The 15,888-nt window shown below is 35.7% G+C and carries 22 protein-coding genes; 13 read left to right on the forward strand and 9 right to left on the reverse strand.

All coding sequences use genetic code 11. The features are described from left to right. Positions 1-41: 41 nt before the first annotated feature. From serA to H6F45_RS27020, 3 genes are all read left to right on the forward strand, one after another. On the forward strand, positions 42-1,622 hold the full coding sequence (gene serA, locus H6F45_RS11980; RefSeq protein WP_190347282.1) for a phosphoglycerate dehydrogenase: 1,581 nt from the start codon (positions 42-44) through the stop codon (positions 1,620-1,622). 100 nt (positions 1,623-1,722) lie between these two features. Beyond that, on the forward strand, positions 1,723-2,643 hold the full coding sequence (prmA, locus tag H6F45_RS11985) for a 50S ribosomal protein L11 methyltransferase (protein ID WP_096569926.1): 921 nt from the start codon (positions 1,723-1,725) through the stop codon (positions 2,641-2,643). 13 nt (positions 2,644-2,656) lie between these two features. Continuing rightward, complete coding sequence (locus tag H6F45_RS27020; protein WP_277876979.1) at positions 2,657-2,788, forward strand: hypothetical protein; 132 nt, start codon at positions 2,657-2,659, stop codon at positions 2,786-2,788. Here H6F45_RS27020 and trxA read toward each other — a convergent pair. Then, on the reverse strand, positions 2,759-3,076 hold the full coding sequence (gene trxA / locus H6F45_RS11990) for a thioredoxin (RefSeq protein ID WP_096569930.1): 318 nt from the start codon (positions 3,074-3,076) through the stop codon (positions 2,759-2,761). The two genes, H6F45_RS27020 and trxA, sit on opposite strands and share 30 nt — an antisense overlap. Positions 3,077-3,344: 268 nt before the next feature. On the opposite strand from trxA, the gene H6F45_RS26535 reads away from it, so the two are divergent. Together H6F45_RS26535 and H6F45_RS12000 are read left to right on the forward strand one after the other, a co-directional pair. After that, entirely contained in the window at positions 3,345-3,494 is a 150-nt protein-coding gene (locus tag H6F45_RS26535; RefSeq protein ID WP_190347283.1) for a type II toxin-antitoxin system HicA family toxin, read from the forward strand. A gap of 161 nt (positions 3,495-3,655) precedes the next feature. Further along, complete coding sequence (locus H6F45_RS12000) at positions 3,656-3,877, forward strand: type II toxin-antitoxin system HicB family antitoxin (protein ID WP_190347284.1); 222 nt, start codon at positions 3,656-3,658, stop codon at positions 3,875-3,877. Between the two features lie 26 nt (positions 3,878-3,903). On the opposite strand, the gene H6F45_RS12005 is transcribed toward H6F45_RS12000, so the two are convergent. After that, a complete protein-coding gene (locus H6F45_RS12005; RefSeq protein ID WP_190347285.1) occupies positions 3,904-5,694 on the reverse strand; it encodes a hypothetical protein in 1,791 nt (596 codons plus the stop codon). A 287-nt stretch (positions 5,695-5,981) separates the two neighbouring features. Here H6F45_RS12005 and H6F45_RS12010 point away from each other — a divergent pair, with 287 nt between their 5' ends. Continuing rightward, positions 5,982-6,062 (forward strand): XisH family protein, encoded by an 81-nt coding sequence (locus H6F45_RS12010; RefSeq protein ID WP_242027488.1) that lies wholly within the window; start codon positions 5,982-5,984, stop codon positions 6,060-6,062. Between the two features lie 141 nt (positions 6,063-6,203). Here the strand turns inward: H6F45_RS12010 and H6F45_RS12015 are convergent, their stop codons facing one another. Beyond that, positions 6,204-6,464, reverse strand: a complete 261-nt coding sequence (locus H6F45_RS12015; protein ID WP_137669028.1) for a type II toxin-antitoxin system ParD family antitoxin — start codon at positions 6,462-6,464, stop codon at positions 6,204-6,206. A 166-nt stretch (positions 6,465-6,630) separates the two neighbouring features. Between H6F45_RS12015 and H6F45_RS12020 the strand changes: the two genes are divergently transcribed. The 4 genes from H6F45_RS12020 to H6F45_RS12030 all read left to right on the forward strand — a co-directional run bounded on the left by H6F45_RS12020 (position 6,631) and on the right by H6F45_RS12030 (position 8,771). Then, entirely contained in the window at positions 6,631-7,203 is a 573-nt protein-coding gene (locus H6F45_RS12020) for a Uma2 family endonuclease (protein WP_096569940.1), read from the forward strand. A 66-nt stretch (positions 7,204-7,269) separates the two neighbouring features. Beyond that, positions 7,270-8,067 carry a PhzF family phenazine biosynthesis protein gene (locus H6F45_RS12025; protein WP_190347286.1) on the forward strand — a complete coding sequence of 266 codons (798 nt, stop codon included), beginning with the start codon at positions 7,270-7,272 and terminating at the stop codon, positions 8,065-8,067. A gap of 201 nt (positions 8,068-8,268) precedes the next feature. Then, complete coding sequence (locus H6F45_RS27330; RefSeq protein WP_347237728.1) at positions 8,269-8,337, forward strand: hypothetical protein; 69 nt, start codon at positions 8,269-8,271, stop codon at positions 8,335-8,337. Next, positions 8,319-8,771: a DUF4332 domain-containing protein gene (locus tag H6F45_RS12030; RefSeq protein WP_190347287.1), complete on the forward strand. Its 453-nt coding sequence runs from the start codon at positions 8,319-8,321 to the stop codon at positions 8,769-8,771. The genes H6F45_RS27330 and H6F45_RS12030 overlap by 19 nt, the downstream gene beginning before the upstream one ends. 102 nt (positions 8,772-8,873) lie before the next feature. Here H6F45_RS12030 and H6F45_RS12035 read toward each other — a convergent pair whose 3' ends face one another. Beyond that, a complete protein-coding gene (locus tag H6F45_RS12035) occupies positions 8,874-9,488 on the reverse strand; it encodes a TetR/AcrR family transcriptional regulator (RefSeq protein WP_096569944.1) in 615 nt (204 codons plus the stop codon). Positions 9,489-9,638: 150 nt separating this feature from the next. Between H6F45_RS12035 and H6F45_RS12040 the strand changes: the two genes are divergently transcribed. Together H6F45_RS12040 and H6F45_RS12045 are read left to right on the forward strand one after the other, a co-directional pair. Further along, the gene (locus tag H6F45_RS12040) at positions 9,639-11,246 is read left to right on the forward strand and encodes a pitrilysin family protein (RefSeq protein ID WP_137669053.1); all 1,608 of its coding nucleotides are present in this window, start codon (positions 9,639-9,641) and stop codon (positions 11,244-11,246) included. Positions 11,247-11,488: 242 nt separating this feature from the next. After that, positions 11,489-12,970, forward strand: a complete 1,482-nt coding sequence (locus tag H6F45_RS12045; protein WP_199291290.1) for a pitrilysin family protein — start codon at positions 11,489-11,491, stop codon at positions 12,968-12,970. Between the two features lie 160 nt (positions 12,971-13,130). Here H6F45_RS12045 and H6F45_RS12050 read toward each other — a convergent pair whose 3' ends face one another. The 4 genes from H6F45_RS12050 to H6F45_RS12065 all read right to left on the reverse strand — a co-directional run bounded on the left by H6F45_RS12050 (position 13,131) and on the right by H6F45_RS12065 (position 15,089). Then, a complete protein-coding gene (locus H6F45_RS12050; protein WP_096569949.1) occupies positions 13,131-13,670 on the reverse strand; it encodes a Uma2 family endonuclease in 540 nt (179 codons plus the stop codon). Positions 13,671-13,822: 152 nt separating this feature from the next. Further along, entirely contained in the window at positions 13,823-14,362 is a 540-nt protein-coding gene (locus H6F45_RS12055) for a Uma2 family endonuclease (RefSeq protein ID WP_190347288.1), read from the reverse strand. Between the two features lie 75 nt (positions 14,363-14,437). Then, on the reverse strand, positions 14,438-14,650 hold the full coding sequence (locus H6F45_RS12060) for a hypothetical protein (RefSeq protein ID WP_096569953.1): 213 nt from the start codon (positions 14,648-14,650) through the stop codon (positions 14,438-14,440). After that, on the reverse strand, positions 14,637-15,089 hold the full coding sequence (locus tag H6F45_RS12065; protein WP_190347289.1) for a hypothetical protein: 453 nt from the start codon (positions 15,087-15,089) through the stop codon (positions 14,637-14,639). The genes H6F45_RS12060 and H6F45_RS12065 overlap by 14 nt, the downstream gene beginning before the upstream one ends. Before the next feature lie 140 nt (positions 15,090-15,229). Here H6F45_RS12065 and H6F45_RS12070 point away from each other — a divergent pair, with 140 nt between their 5' ends. After that, complete coding sequence (locus tag H6F45_RS12070) at positions 15,230-15,499, forward strand: YciI family protein (protein WP_137669112.1); 270 nt, start codon at positions 15,230-15,232, stop codon at positions 15,497-15,499. Positions 15,500-15,679: 180 nt separating this feature from the next. Here H6F45_RS12070 and H6F45_RS26540 read toward each other — a convergent pair whose 3' ends face one another. Beyond that, positions 15,680-15,868 (reverse strand): hypothetical protein, encoded by a 189-nt coding sequence (locus tag H6F45_RS26540; protein ID WP_242052602.1) that lies wholly within the window; start codon positions 15,866-15,868, stop codon positions 15,680-15,682. Between the last annotated feature and the right edge of the window lie 20 nt (positions 15,869-15,888).

Consider the following 15,888-nt stretch of genomic DNA (forward strand, 5'->3'; position numbering starts at 1 on the left):
TAAATGCTTGCGGAAAACCTATCATTGTAAATGAAGTAATCATGTCTAAGGTTCTTGTTTCCGATCCCATTGACCAAGCTGGTATTGACATTCTTTCCCAAGTTGCTACAGTTGATGTCAAAACAAATCTAAAACCAGCAGAACTAATAGAAATTATTGGTGAGTATGACGCGCTGATGATTCGTTCTGGAACTCGCGTTACTCAAGAAATTATTGAAGCCAGTACCCAATTAAAAATTATTGGCCGTGCTGGTGTGGGTGTGGATAATGTGGATGTTCCTGCGGCTACCCGTAAAGGTATTGTAGTCGTTAATTCCCCAGAAGGAAATACCATTGCGGCTGCCGAACACGCATTAGCAATGATGTTATCTTTATCTCGTCATATCCCCGATGCTAATGCTTCTGTAAAAAGGGGAGAATGGGACAGAAAAACTTTTGTCGGTGCGGAAGTCTATAAGAAAACCCTGGGTATTGTGGGGTTAGGAAAAATCGGTTCTCATGTTGCTCATGTAGCTAAGGCAATGGGGATGAAGTTATTAGCTTATGATCCCTTTATTTCTACAGAAAGAGCAGAACAAATTGGTTGTCAGTTGGTGGAATTAGATTTATTATTCCAACAAGCAGACTATATCACTTTACACATTCCCAAAACTCCAGAAACTGCCAATTTAATCAACGCTAAAACTTTGGCGAAGATGAAACCCACCACCAGAATTATTAACTGTGCTAGGGGGGGAATTATTGATGAGGCAGCATTGGCAGGGGCGATTAAAGAAGGTAAAATTGCAGGTGCAGCTTTAGATGTATTCGACTCTGAACCTTTGGCAGAATCTGAGTTGCGATCGCTGGGTAAAGATATAATTCTCACACCCCATTTAGGTGCATCTACTGCCGAAGCCCAAGTAAACGTAGCCATAGACGTGGCAGAACAAATCCGCGATGTGTTGTTAGGACTACCAGCCCGTTCTGCGGTAAATATTCCTGGACTCGGACCCGATATCTTGGAAGAACTCAAGCCGTATATGCAGTTAGCGGAAACCTTGGGTAACTTGGTAGGACAACTGGCAGGTGGCAGGGTGGAAACACTGAATGTTAAACTACAAGGGGATCTGGCTACTAATAAGAGTCAGCCTTTAGTAGTAGCGGCGCTGAAAGGGTTGCTTTACCAAGCTTTGCGGGAACGGGTAAATTATGTCAATGCCAGCATAGAAGCCAAAGAAAGAGGTATTCGGGTAATTGAAACCAGGGATGCTTCAGCAAGAGACTATGCAGGTTCGCTACATTTGGAAGCTACAGGTACTTTAGGTACTCACTCTGTCACAGGTGCTTTGTTGGGTGATAAGGAAATTCACTTAACTGATGTGGATGGTTTCCCCATTAATGTGCCACCTAGCAAATATATGCTGTTCACCTTACACCGGGATATGCCAGGAATTATCGGTAAACTCGGTTCTTTACTGGGCAGTTTTAACGTTAACATTGCCAGTATGCAGGTAGGAAGGAAAATCGTCCGTGGTGATGCAGTAATGGCTTTAAGTATTGATGATCCTTTACCAGATGGCATCTTGGATGAAATTAAACAAGTATCTGGTATTCGGGATGCTTATACAGTAACACTTTAAAACAGGTGACAGGTGACAGGTGACAGGTGACAGTTATATTCTTTATTCCCTGTTTCCTGTTCCCCGTTCCCTGTTCCCTGTACTAGTAATTTAAAATTCTATGGCAAATACTTGGTGGGAACTGAAAATTTTATGTGAACCAGACCTAGAAGATTCTATCTTTTGGCGACTGGAAACTTTTGGCTGTCGTGGTACTGCTATTGAAAGCAAAGGAAATTCATCGCTGTTAAAAGCTTATTTGCCTAGCTTTCAAGCACAATTATTAGATTTATCGGCGTTATCTTTATGGTTGCGTCAAGATGCTTTGTGTATCGGGTTGCCTTCTCCGCTGTTACACTGGAATTTGATTGATGAGGAAGACTGGTCTAGTAGTTGGAAACAATATTGGCAACCTCAAGATATTGGCGATCGCTTCTTGATCAACCCCGCATGGCTACCATTACCTGCATCATCAGAACGGTTGGTGATTCGTCTTGATCCTGGTGTTGCTTTTGGTACAGGTAATCACGCCACAACTCAACTATGTCTAGAATCTCTGGAAATGCGCCTAAGTGCAATTCCTGATTCTTTTATAGGTACAGAAAATAAAAAAGATTCCCTAGTAATTGCGGATATTGGCTGCGGTTCTGGTATCCTTTCTGTAGGTGCTATACTCCTGGGGGCAAAAAAAGTTTATGCAGTTGATAATGATCCTTTGGCGGTAAAATCAACTTTGAGCAATCGCACCCTTAATGATATTAATTCAGAACGCTTGATCCCAGCCTTGGGTAGTGTGGACGTTTTGACAAAAATAATTGATCAGCCAGTTGATGGTATTGTTTGTAATATTTTGGCTGATGTCATTATTGAGTTAATTCCAGAAATGGCAGCTATTATTAAACCAAGTACCTGGGGTATTTTTAGTGGTATTTTATTAGAACAATCTAAAGCTGTGGCTGATGTTTTAGAACAAAATGGTTGGGTTGTGGCTACCCTGTGGAAACGCAAAGAATGGTGTTGTTTAAATGCCAGACGTTCTTAAAAACTGGTGACTGGTGACTGGGGACTGGGGACTGGGAAGATTAATAACCCATTACCCATTACCAATCACCAATCACCAATCACCAATCACCAATCACCAATCACCAATCACCAAATTAAACCAGTTTTTGCAGATGTTGAATTAATTGTGGTGCTTGCAGTACACCTTCAATTCTATCTACAGGTTGACCATTCTTAAATAATACCAAGGTTGGTAAAGCTGCAATTTGATATTGACTAGCTAATTGAGTGTATTTCTCAGTGTCAATTTTGACAATTCGTAAACGGTCTTTTAATTGCAGATTCACTTGTTCTAAAATTGGTCCCATCATCTGACAAGGACCACACCATTCAGCGTAAAAGTCTACTAACACTGGTACATCAGAACCAGAGAGCATTTCTTCAAAGCTGTTAAATTGCTTTTTAGTTGTCATGATGGCACACACCAATTTTTGATTGTTTGTTTTAATGGTAGTTCTTAGAAATTAGAATCGGTGGAATTTTATTTTTTCTTGAGAAATTTTGCGGTTTCTTGATATTGGTTGATGTTCTCAATAAATTTATTAAGTATTGTTTCTAAATTTAAACATTTTCTTTTTTTGTGGTGATCAAATCGTATCGGCTCAATAAGTAGGGGAAAAAGAAAAAACGCTAAAGTGAGCAAGGGAGACAAAACCTAGAAATCTTCAATTTGAGGATTTAGTGACTTTATTTGAAGCCTTTGGTTTTTCTTTATTACGTATCAACGGTAGTCATCACATTTTTACTCATCCAACTATCCCAGAACTTATTAACTTACAAAATTGCAATGGTAAAGCTATTCCTTATCAAGTTCGGCAATTTTTAATATAGGAATAATATTTGATACCTGAAATTGTTTGCGTAGTCAGATAAAACGCAAAAGGTAATATGCAAAAGGGTTTCAGAGAATTTAGGTGTACGGATTTTTTTCAAAAATCAAATATGAGTCCTATATTAATTGAAGAATATTCCTTAACTTTGGAGGATGAGCAATGAAACACTATCATATTAATATTTTTTACAGTCAAGAAGATGAAGGTTATATTGCCGATATTCCTGATTTAAAATATTGTTCAGGTTTTGGTTTAACTGAAGAAGAAGCACTGCAAGAAGTTCTTAAAGCTAAAGCTGCTTGGTTAGAAGCTGCGAAAATAGAAGGTAAACCTATTCCAGAACCAAGATATAAACCTGTAATTTATCAGATAGCTTCATAGCTTTATAGTCTTATGGAAACATTAAATTATAGATAATATTGTAAATATTCTATGTATTGTTCTAATTTTTCTTTTTCTGCTTCACAATCCATACAACTAATATATATATATTCTATGTCTATTGCTTGATCATCATCAAGATAGGATCTATTTTTTAAATTATCCAACCTTTTTACATATTCTATATACTTATTTAAATCCTCTTCTAGATTTTGAATACAGACATCTTTATAAGCAATCTGCCTTTGCAATTGCTGTAATTTATTTCGACAAATCTTATTCTGACGTAAAACACTGGAAGTAATATTTTCTGATGTTATATCTAACTTATGCTTTAAAATACTGTTATCTTCTGCCAACTCTTTAACACGATTATCCAGATCAATTTTCTCTATTGTAACTACTTCTAGTTGGTATTCTTTCTGATTAAAATTCCTTGTTAATTCATTGAAATTATCTGTTAATTCATTAAAATCTTCTGTTAATTCATCAAAACTTTCCGCTAATATATTGAGACGTTCAAGGATTTCAGATTTTTCAAATTCCAATTTTTTGATCACAGCATCTTTTTGAGCAATCTGTTTTTGTAATTCCTCAGTCAAACCACTAATATTACCATCTTTAAATACACTTAATTCACTTTCAACACCTCTTAATTTTCTTTCAACATCTCTTAAATCAGCAGTTAAAGAATCTCTTTCCTCTTCTAATTCTTGAATACGATTATTACTATCTTCTATAGTTGTTTTTAACTCTAATTCTTTTTCAGTAACGCTTATTTCCAACTGCTTTACTTTTTGAATATTTTGATTTTTCTCATCTTCTAACTTCTTAATCTCATTATCTTTTTGAGCAATCTGAGATTCTAACCTTTCTATATTAATATCTATAGGTTTATTATTTAAAACTTCAATTTCACCTTCTAATTGTTGCACACGACTATTCAAACTCAATTTCTCTTGTGTCAGTAATTCACAAGTAGATTTTTCAGTAATAACACTTGCTTCTAATAAAGATATCTTTTGTAAATTCTCACTCTTTTCTATTTCCAAACTCTGAATTAAATTATCCTTGTGAATTATCTCATCTTGAAGATTTTTTAAATCATTTTTGATTTTTTCCAACTCAATATTATTATCAGTTCTAGACTGTAAATCTTTAACTAACTCTTCACATCTAAATTCTAAACCCCTCAACTTTGGTGTTAATGAATTAATCTCATTTTCTTTTGTAGCGATGATAGACTTGAGAACTTCCAGAGATTGATTAAAAGTATTCTTTTCTTTAAGAAGAATCTCATTCGTCTGTTTAATAACTTCAAAATCTTGGTTAATCGATTGAAGTTTTATTACAGTTTCATTGCGTTCATTCATTAACACCTGAACTTTATCTAGAACTAAATCCCATGTTTTATCTTCTAAATTCTCCTTATAAACAATACCACCCAACTTTTGAATAAAGGATTTTTGGTTAGTTTCTAAATCTTGATTTCTTTGTGTAAAAATAGTATTTTGTATCTGTAACTTATTATTTAACTCTAAAGTTGTTTGATATTCTTGAAGCAAAGTATTAATTTGTTGTTCTAGCTTTTGAATCTCTTTTTGTAAAGATTCATTATCACCAGTCAATATCTCAACTTTTTTATTCAAATGTTTAAACTGAGAAAATATATCTAAAAAAACTTTAGTGATTAAATTATATTTAGCCACATTCTGAACATTTTGTGTATCAATATTTAATTGCGGTTGATTATGTTCTTTAAATAAAAGATAACTCAAAATTAAGATAATACCTATCAAGATAGCAATGGTAATCATACAAATACCCCTTTCAGTAACTAATTAGGTAAAGTTGTATTGGTAAAGATATATAACAACTCAGTTAATATTATAACGAAACTAAAATATTTACTATCAGGACAAATGCTTATCATATTAATTTTTATTATACAAGTACGTAAGTTGGGTTGAGGAACGAAACCCAACATCTTTATAATGTTATTGCCTTGGGTTGCACTTTGTTTAACCCAACCTACGAATATAATATAGAGGCATTACTTAAAAATTCAGGTATAATTTAATAAAAAATATCACTTTAACTTTTTATGTCAGCAAAAGATATATTTCACAATACTGTTAAAATAGCCTTAGAAAAGGATAGTTGGTTAATTACTGATGATCCTTAGGGTAATTAATTAAATACTTACACTTCTTTTCAAACTCATCAATAAAACGCTCTCCAGCATCAATATTTCTATTGGCAAAATAATCAATAATTTCTGATCAATCACGACTAGCTTCTGGAGAAATAATATGTGTTTTCATACTTATCTCTCTCTCGCTTGACGCAACTTATCCCGCAATTGTGCAATTACCACATCTCCCTCAATACCTTCCCCTCTATCCAATTGTTCAATAGCAACATCAACCTTTTCCCGTGTTTCTTCTACCCACTGCTGATAACCCTTATCCCACTCTAAAAGCAATTTCAAAGCTTTACTAATCACATCTTCAGGGTTAGCATACCTACCTGTGGCAATTTGCGCTTGAATAATTTTTTCTAATTCCGGTTCAATTTGGATATTCATGATTTATTCTGGTATTTGACCTATATATATTTTATATTTTATTATTAACACTTCTCTTCCTTTGTGTCTTTGCGTGAAATAAAAAAATCTCAAAATTTGCTATACCTCAAAATTTGCTATACTATAAACACACCTAAAAACTCATCTATTATTAACCATAAAATATATGACTCTTGCCCAATCTCACCAATATTTATCCCCAGAAGAATACTTAGAAGCTGAAAAATCCAGTCCTATTAAACATGAATATATTCAAGGGCAAATTTACGCAATGGCAGGTGCTAGTGATGCCCACGTGACAATCACTACTAATTTAGTTGCTCTTTTAAGAAATCATATTCGCGGTACAGGATGCCGTCTTTATGTTGCTGATATGAAAGCAAGAATTGAAACTCTGGATATTTTCTATTATCCTGATCTCATGGTAACTTGCGATCCAAGAGATACAGATTTTGAATATTTTAAACGCTATCCAAGTTTAATGATTGAAGTTTTATCACCTGCAACTGAAGCCTTTGATAGAGGTGATAAATTCATTGACTATCAAGAATTAGAAACATTACAAGAATATGTTTTAGTGAGCCAAAATCGTCAAAGAGTTGATTGTTTTCGTCGCAATAATCAAGGAAGATGGGAACTTTATATTTATAGAGGTAATCAACAATTGGAGTTAACAAGCGTAAATTTTAACTGTCTTTTAACCGATGTTTATGAAGATGTTAATTTTCCTAGTCGATAAGCTTCAATTTCTGCTGTAACCATCAATCAATGATATTATGCAAATAATCTCATTATCACCCAAAACATGACCCAAAAAATTACCCAAGTTGATGCTTTCACCCATACACCATTTACAGGCAACCCTGCCGCAGTTTGTGTATTAACAACTCCCCAACCAGACGACTGGATGCAACAAGTCGCCCAAGAAATGAATTTATCAGAAACGGCTTTTTTGATCAGAGAAAATGACGGTTTTAATCTGCGTTGGTTTACCCCATCAGTAGAAGTTCCTTTATGTGGTCATGCCACTTTAGCCAGCGCCCATGTATTATGGTCAGAAGGTCATTTATCACCAGAACAAGAAGCCCGTTTCTATACAAAAAGTGGTTTATTAATCGCTCAGAAAAAAGATAATTGGATTGAGTTAGATTTTCCTGTAAATTATTCCCAAACCCTAGAACCACCATCAGCATTAAATGAAGTTTTAGGAATAGATTATAAATCAGTTTACCTCAATTCTCTAGGTTATTTAGTAGAAGTTGCATCTGCGGAATTAGTGCGAGAAATGCAGCCGAATTTTCAACAGATGAAAAAATTACCCGTTGCTAATGTAATTGTTACCAGTATTGGTGATGGAGAATATGATTTTGTATCGCGGTTTTTTGCTCCAGGATTAGGTATTGATGAAGATCCAGTGACTGGTGCTGCACATTGTTGTTTAGCCCCATTTTGGCGTGAAAGGCTAAAAAAAGATGAGTTTTTAGCTTATCAAGCTTCTAGTCGTGGGGGTGTGGTTAAGATTTTTTATCCTGGGGAAAATCGCGTTTTTTTAGCTGGACAAGCTATAACTGTAATGCGCGGTGAGTTATTAGGTCACAGGTGACTGGGGACTGGGGACTGGTGACTGGTGACTGGGGACTGGTGACTGGGGACTGGTGACTGGTGACTGGTGACTGGTGACTGGTGACTGGGTAATCAATTTTATATTTCCTAATTAACTATCAAATATCAAATATCAATTCTCACCAATTACCAATTACCAATTACCAATTACCAATTACCAATTACCAATTACCAATTACCAATTACCAATTACCAATTACCAATTACCAATTACCAATTACCAATTACCCAATGTCTACTAAACAGATAAAGATTAAAAGTAATAAAAGTGTCTTCAAACCTTGTGACTGGCCGATTGCAAATTTACCAGGATTAAGTCCAGAGGAACTTTTAAAATTGCAAAGTTGTGATATTAAAACTACACTGGATTTAGTTAAACAAGGGAAAACACCAGCAGCTAAACTTGCATTAGCAAGTAAATTACAAGTCAATCTTCAATATGTTCATAAATGGGTGGCTTTAGCGGATCTGGCACGTCTTCCCAGTGTGGGTACTCAATATTGTGGTTTATTGCTTCATGCGGGTGTCATTTCTGTTGTGCAATTGGCGGAAATTCCTAGCCATAAATTACATCAGCAAATTATGCGTTTGCAAGTAGCAACTTTTCAACGACGTGATTTATGTCCAGCTGTGGAATTGGTGCAACAATGGAGTCAACAAGCAAAGGTAATTGGTAATTGGTAATTGGTAAATAATTATTCCCTATTTCCTATTCCCTTTTTACTGTCACCTGTCACCTGTCACCTGTCACCAGTCCCCAGTCACCAGTCACCAGTCACCAGTCACCTACTCTTTAATTAACACACCATTTAAGAAAATATCAGCCAAACCTTCAGCCATCTGTTGCATTTCTTGGGGTGATGCGTTGGGTTCGATGAGGGTATTATCAGAAAAACCTGCGATCGCAAACATTCCCAAAAACACCTTAGCCACTAATTTAGCATCCATCTGGCGATAGATTCCTTTATCCATTGCCGTTTGAAAAAATGCTTCTGCCACATCTGTCATTTTATCAATGACTTCGGTTTGAATGCGATCGCGCAAATCTTGATGAAACTGCACTTCCATGAAACAAACTCGCATCATGTCCACATTTTTCCGCATATTCCACATTCTACGGCGCATTACCTGGGCTACAGCTTTATAACTACCCATTTCACTCAATTCTGTCAACAAATCTGTGAGAATTTCCACCCAGCCATTTGTCGCCACCTCTACCAAAATTGCCTTTTTATTGGCAAAATGACGAAAGAGCGTACCCTCAGCCACACCTGCGGCCTGTGCTAAATCACGGGTTGTAGTACCATCAAATCCCTGAGATGCAAATAACCGCTGTGCCGCCTGAAGAATGCGATCACGGGTTTGAGCTTCTGAGGGAGGGAGAGAATGAAAAACTCGCATAGTAGTTATTGCTATATCTCAGGAACACGACTTGTAGCAATATTGTCTAACATCAAATCCAAAAAGCGCAGAAAGCTTAATATAAGATTAACTCTCTGTTTGCTAATTAACCTAATTCTCAAGAAGTGTAAATTTACTTTAATTTTTGCTATGAAACAGTCGATTTTGGATTTTAGATTTGGAATTTTGGATTGGTTAAAGGATAAAACGAAAAAGTCTCCATTCTCCAATGTTATCAGTCGTCTGTTGGCAGTTGCTTTAGTGGTGCTGATATTTGGTGTGAGTTTCACTACCCCAGCAGCTTTAGCACTGCAACCCCAGCAAACTTCCATTCAACCTTATTTAGATCGGGTGGTGAAGGAGTTAACAGAATTTACCCTCGATAATGGGCTGAAATTCATAGTTTTAGAACGACATCAAGCCCCTGTAGTTTCCTTTGTCACCTATGCTGATGTTGGTGGTATAGATGAACCTGATGGCCAAACAGGAGTAGCGCATTTTTTAGAGCATTTGGCTTTTAAAGGTACAAAACGCATTGGTACAACAGACTATCAAGCCGAAAAACCATTATTAAACCAGTTAGAACAATTAGATCAGCAAATTAGAACCGCCAAAGCTCAAAATAAAACAGAAGACTTAGCAAAGCTACAAACTGAGTTTAAATCATTAGAAAATCAGGCTCAGAAGTTGGTTAAGCAAAACGAAATAGGTAAAATTGTTGAGCAAGCGGGAGGTGTAGGTTTAAATGCTACTACTTCTAGTGAAGCTACTCGTTATTTTTACAGTTTTCCCGCTAATAAATTGGAACTGTGGATGTCTTTAGAGTCAGAGCGATTTTTAGAACCTGTTTTTCGGGAGTTTTATAAAGAAAGAGATGTAATTTTAGAAGAACGACGGATGCGTGTAGAAAATTCTCCCGTCGGTTTCATGGTAGAAAAATTTATGGATACTGCTTTTAAGGTCCATCCCTACAGAAGACCGGTAATAGGTTATGACGAAGATATCCGTAATCTTTCACCAGCAAATGTCAAACAATTTTTTGATAATTATTATGTTCCCAGTAATTTAACCATTGCTGTTGTCGGTGATGTTAACCCGGATGAGGTGAAAAGATTAGCCAAAATTTACTTTGGACGTTATCAGTCTAAACCTAAAGCACAGGCAAAAATTCCTTTAGAACCGAAACAAAATGAACCCAGAGAAATTACTGTAGAGTTATCTTCTCAACCTTGGTATTTTGAAGGTTATCACCGTCCCGCTATCACTGATCCTGATAATGCAGTTTATGACATTATGGCCAGTTTATTAAGTGATGGACGCACTTCCAGACTTTATAAGTCTTTGATTGAAAAACAACGGTTAGCTTTAGCTGCTCAAGGTCTGAGTGGTTTTCCTGGTGATAAATATGGGAATTTAATGTTATTTTATGCCCTGACAGCACCAGGACATACAGTTGATGAATTGGCGATCGCCCTGGGTAAAGAAATTGAAAAATTGAAAACAGAACCTGTATCAGCAACAGAATTACAGCGGGTGAAAACCCAAGCTAGAGCGGGTTTATTACGCAGTTTAGATTCTAATATGGGCATGGCGCAGCAATTATTGGAATATGAAGTCAAAACTGGCTCTTGGCGAAATTTGTTTAAACAATTGGATGATATTGCTAAAGTTACACCTGCGGATATTCAACGGGTAGCTCAGGCAACTTTTACCCCAGAAAATCGCACTGTGGGTAAGTTGTTGTCGAAGCAAGGATAGGGACTGGGGACTGGGGACTGGGGACTGGGGACTGGGGACTGGGGAAGAAAATTTTAGATTTTAGATTTTAGATTTTAGATTGGAGATCACAAAAACAATCCAAAATCCAAAATCCAAAATAAAAAACTCCTGCCTTCTGCTCCGTTCCCTATTCCCTATTCCCTGCAAAATAAGAGTTATGAACCGCAAAGTACACAAAGTACACAAAGGAAGAAGAGAGGTTAAATGTGAAGGTTAAGAAGTTGAAGTTTTCATTGAAGTTTTCTAAGAGTTGGCGGTTTATTTCCGCTTTGGTGATTGCTTTTCTGCTGACTTTTAATTTTTCTTGGGTAGCGACGGCAGCAGCAAAGCATTATTCAGATTTACAGTTTACTCCTTTGTCGGAAATTAAATTACCGAAATATGAACGGTTTGTATTAGATAACGGTTTGGTTGTCTATTTAATTGAGGATCATGAGTTACCTTTAGTCAGTGGCACAACTCTGGTTAAAACTGGTAGCCGTTGGGAATCAGGTGATAAAGTTGGGTTAGCGGATGTTGTTGGTTCACTGATGCGAACTGGTGGTACTCTCAAAAATTCTCCAGATCAATTAAATGAGATACTGGAACAACGAGCAGCTTCTGTTGAAACAGAGATGAGTGAAACTGCTGGTACTGCTAGTTTTGACAGTTTGACTGAAGATTTAGAAACGGTTTTTGGGTTATTTGCTGAAGTGTTGCGAGAACCAGCTTTTGCTCAAGAAAAGTTAGATTTGATTAAAACTCAAGTTAAGGGTGGTATTGCTCGTCGCAATGATGATCCAGATGATATTGCTAGTCGGGAGTTTAGAAAATTAATCTATGGTCCAGAAAGCCCGTACTCTCGCACGGTAGAATATGCAACTCTGGATCAAATTAACCGTGAAGATGTGGTTAAATTCTACCAGCAATATTATTATCCCAATAATATGATTTTGGGAATTGTAGGAGATTTTAACCCCAAACAAATGCGATCGCTCATTCAAGAAAAGTTTGGTGACTGGAAACCTAACCCTAATATTTCTAAAACGCAACTACCGCAAGTATCATCAGCTAATTTAGGTGGTGTATTTTTTGTTAATCAACCCCAACTCACACAAAGTAATATTCTCATTGGACATTTGGGGGGAACTTTCGATAATCCTGATTATGCTGCATTAAGTGTCATGAATGGGGTGTTAAATGGATTTGGGGGAAGATTATTTAATGAAGTGCGATCGCGTCAAGGTTTAGCTTATTCTGTATATGGTATGTGGAGTCCCCGTTTCGATTATCCGGGAATGTTTATTTCTGGTGGACAAACTCGTTCTGATGCTACAGTACAGTTTGTGAAAGCATTGAAAACAGAAATTAAACGGATACAAAATCAACGAGTAACAGAAAAAGAATTAAATTATGCCAAAGAATCTACCCTCAATTCTTTTGTATTCAATTTTCAAGATCCCAGTCAAACTTTATCTCGATTAATGCGCTACGAATATTATGGATATCCCGCTGATTTTCTGTTTCGTTATCAAAAAGCTGTCACTGCAACCACAACAGCAGATGTACAAAGAGTGGCCAGAAAATACCTCAAACCAGAAAATTTAGTTACCCTAGTAGTGGGAAATCAAACCGCTATTAAACCACCATTAACTCAGTTAGCAGCTACAGTGACACCCATAGATGTTACTATTCCCGGTTCTCAAACCCAAGCACAGAAATAAACACCAAAATCAACACCAAAATCAACACCAAAATCAACCTATTTGCAGTTCAATACTGTTTGGTGTGAGTTTGAAAACTTAAAACTTGGTAATTGGTAATTGGTAATTGGTGATTGGTAATTGTTGTCTATTTACTAATTGCCAATTTCCATTATCAAAACTACTCAAAAACAGGAGGCCAAATTTCTGAAATGACCACTTCAAAACCAGGTAATAAATCAGGCAATGTTAAAATATCACCATCTTTGAAAATTTCTGTTTCACCATCACGAGACACTTCTAATGTTCTCGTTTTAGGATTAATTAAAATTCCCACTTGTGAACCTAATTTAATAAATTCTTGAATCTTTTCTCTCAGTTTATCTATAGAATCAGTTTTAGATTTTACTTCCACTACCAAATCAGGAACTAATTCCGCATAATCTTCTGTTGATATTTTCAATCTCTCAGCACGAACAAAAGAAACGTCGGGCGCACGTAAATCAGAATTTGGTAATTTAAAACCTGCACTCGAACCCACGACACGGCCTAGTTTACGAGGTCTAACCCAGTTTCTTAACAAAGATGCAAACTCAGTACCTACTTCTTCTGGTTCATAACCCGACGGACTCATAATAATGATACTCCCATCTACTAATTCCATGCGATAATCTGGATATGCTATCTGTATTTCTTCTAGTTCTTTCACGGTTAAAGACATGATGATTTTCTCCTGAAATACTACGGAAATACTCTGCTGATTTTTGTGTATTGTTATATTTGATTATATCTGATGTGTTCAATTTTAGGTTAAAGATGATATTATTATTAATAATATTGCAGAAACAATACATATAGGACTAATTATCGACACTACTCAAAAACAGGAGGCCAAATTTCTGAAATGACCAATTCAAAACCAGGTAATAAATCAGGCAATGTTAAAATATCACCATCTTTGAAAATTTCTGTTTCACCATTTCGAGAAACTTCTAATGTTCTAGTTTTAGGATTAATTAAAATTCCCACCTGTGAACCTAATTTAATAAATTCTTGAATCTTTTCTCTCAGTTTATCTATAGAATCAGTTTTAGATTTTACTTCCACTACCAAATCAGGAACTAATTCCGCATAATCTTCTGTTGATATTTTCAATCTCTCAGCACGAACAAAAGAAACATCGGGCGCACGTAAATCAGAATTTGGTAATTTAAAACCCGCACTAGAACCCACTACACGGCCTAGTTTACGAGGTCTAACCCAGTTTCCTAAAATTCGCGCAAACTCAGTACCTATTTCTTCTGGTTCATAACCCGACGGACTCATAATAATGATACTCCCATCTACTAATTCTATGCGATAATCTGGATATGCTGTCTGTATTTCTTCTAGTTCTTTCACGGTTAAAGACATGATGGTTTTCTCCTGAAATACTGAGGCAATGTTAATATTTTAATCTAATTTTTTGCAAATAGTAGAATATTACTATTACATATTTTGACGATTTCTTTCTAGTTTTTCACGAATAGCTGCTTGTACTTTTTCATCAAAATCAGGATCATTGAAACTAGCAATTATTCTCTGAGGACGCTGATTGATTCGGTCTAAATATGTTTGAAAAGCAATTTTATCTCCACGATGTTTGAGGCAATATTGCTTTAATTCAGCATCAGACATGGCATTATAGTTAGTTAGGCTCATCTAATAAATCTCCATTAATAAGTTCATCATATTTTTTCTGTAAATTTCCAAATTTATCATTTAATTCACCGATAACCTGTTTATTTCTGGTAATTAATTCTTGAGAATTAGCTAAATTATGAAGATGTTGTTTATTCTCATCAGTTATTTGATGATATTCTTGCTCTAGATTGTCATATCTACTTGTTAATTCATCAATAATTTGTGTGTTTTGTGCAATTACTTCTCTAGCCTGATTTAATTCATCAATCTTTTGATTATTTTCATCAGTAAGTTGATGATATCCTTTTTCTAAATTGGTATATTTATCACTTAATTCATTAGCAATTTTTTTGTAATGTTTAGCTGCTTGTCTATTCTTACCTCCCGCAGCATAAGCAGCAAAAGCACCAAGAGCAAGACCCATAACACCAAATAAAAAAGGAATCATCGGTATCATAAAATTTTTAACCTATATTTGCTCGTTATCTAGGAGAGACTAATCATATAAATTATACCAAATATCCCCTCATCATAATTGACTACAATTCCCAATACATCTAAAATAAATATTTCACCAATTATAAAAATAACAACACCATGCCAAAATACGTAATGTGGGGAAGCTACTGCGAAGACGTACTAACCAAACGAGAACCCCACCGTCAAGCACACTTAGAAGGACTAGCAAAACAAAAAGAAGCAGGAATTTTAATTACCCTGGGTCCGACTAAAGATGTCACCAAAGTTTTTGGAATTTATGAAGCGGAAGACGAAAACACCGTGCGTCAGTTAGTGGAAGCTGATCCTTATTGGCAAAATGGCATCTGGACAGAGTATTCTATTAAAGAGTGGATTCAAGCTTTTTAATTCATAATTCATAATTCATAATTCATAATTGCAGGAGGAGTCAGAAGTCAGAATGATTTGAGATTTTAGATTTTAGATTTTAGATTTTAGATTGGAGTTAACAAAAACAATCCAAAATCCAAAATCGAAAATCCATAATTGTATCACCTGTCACCTATTCCCTTGTTTACGAATTATGAATTAATCTCTCAATGCTCTTTTAAAATTGCGACGATAGGACGAATTAGCAATAAACAAAACTGGCCATAATAAACTAAATCCAATACGATTCAGTAATGTTTGTGTAAAATGAGTCTTATTAAAACCAGACCAGAATTTCACTGCGCCCAATACATAAGTCACAGTTAACCCAACAATAATTAATTCCATTACAATCTACTCCTATGGTA

The sequence above is a fragment of the Sphaerospermopsis sp. FACHB-1194 genome (assembly GCF_014696235.1).
Lineage (GTDB): Bacteria > Cyanobacteriota > Cyanobacteriia > Cyanobacteriales > Nostocaceae > Sphaerospermopsis > Sphaerospermopsis kisseleviana.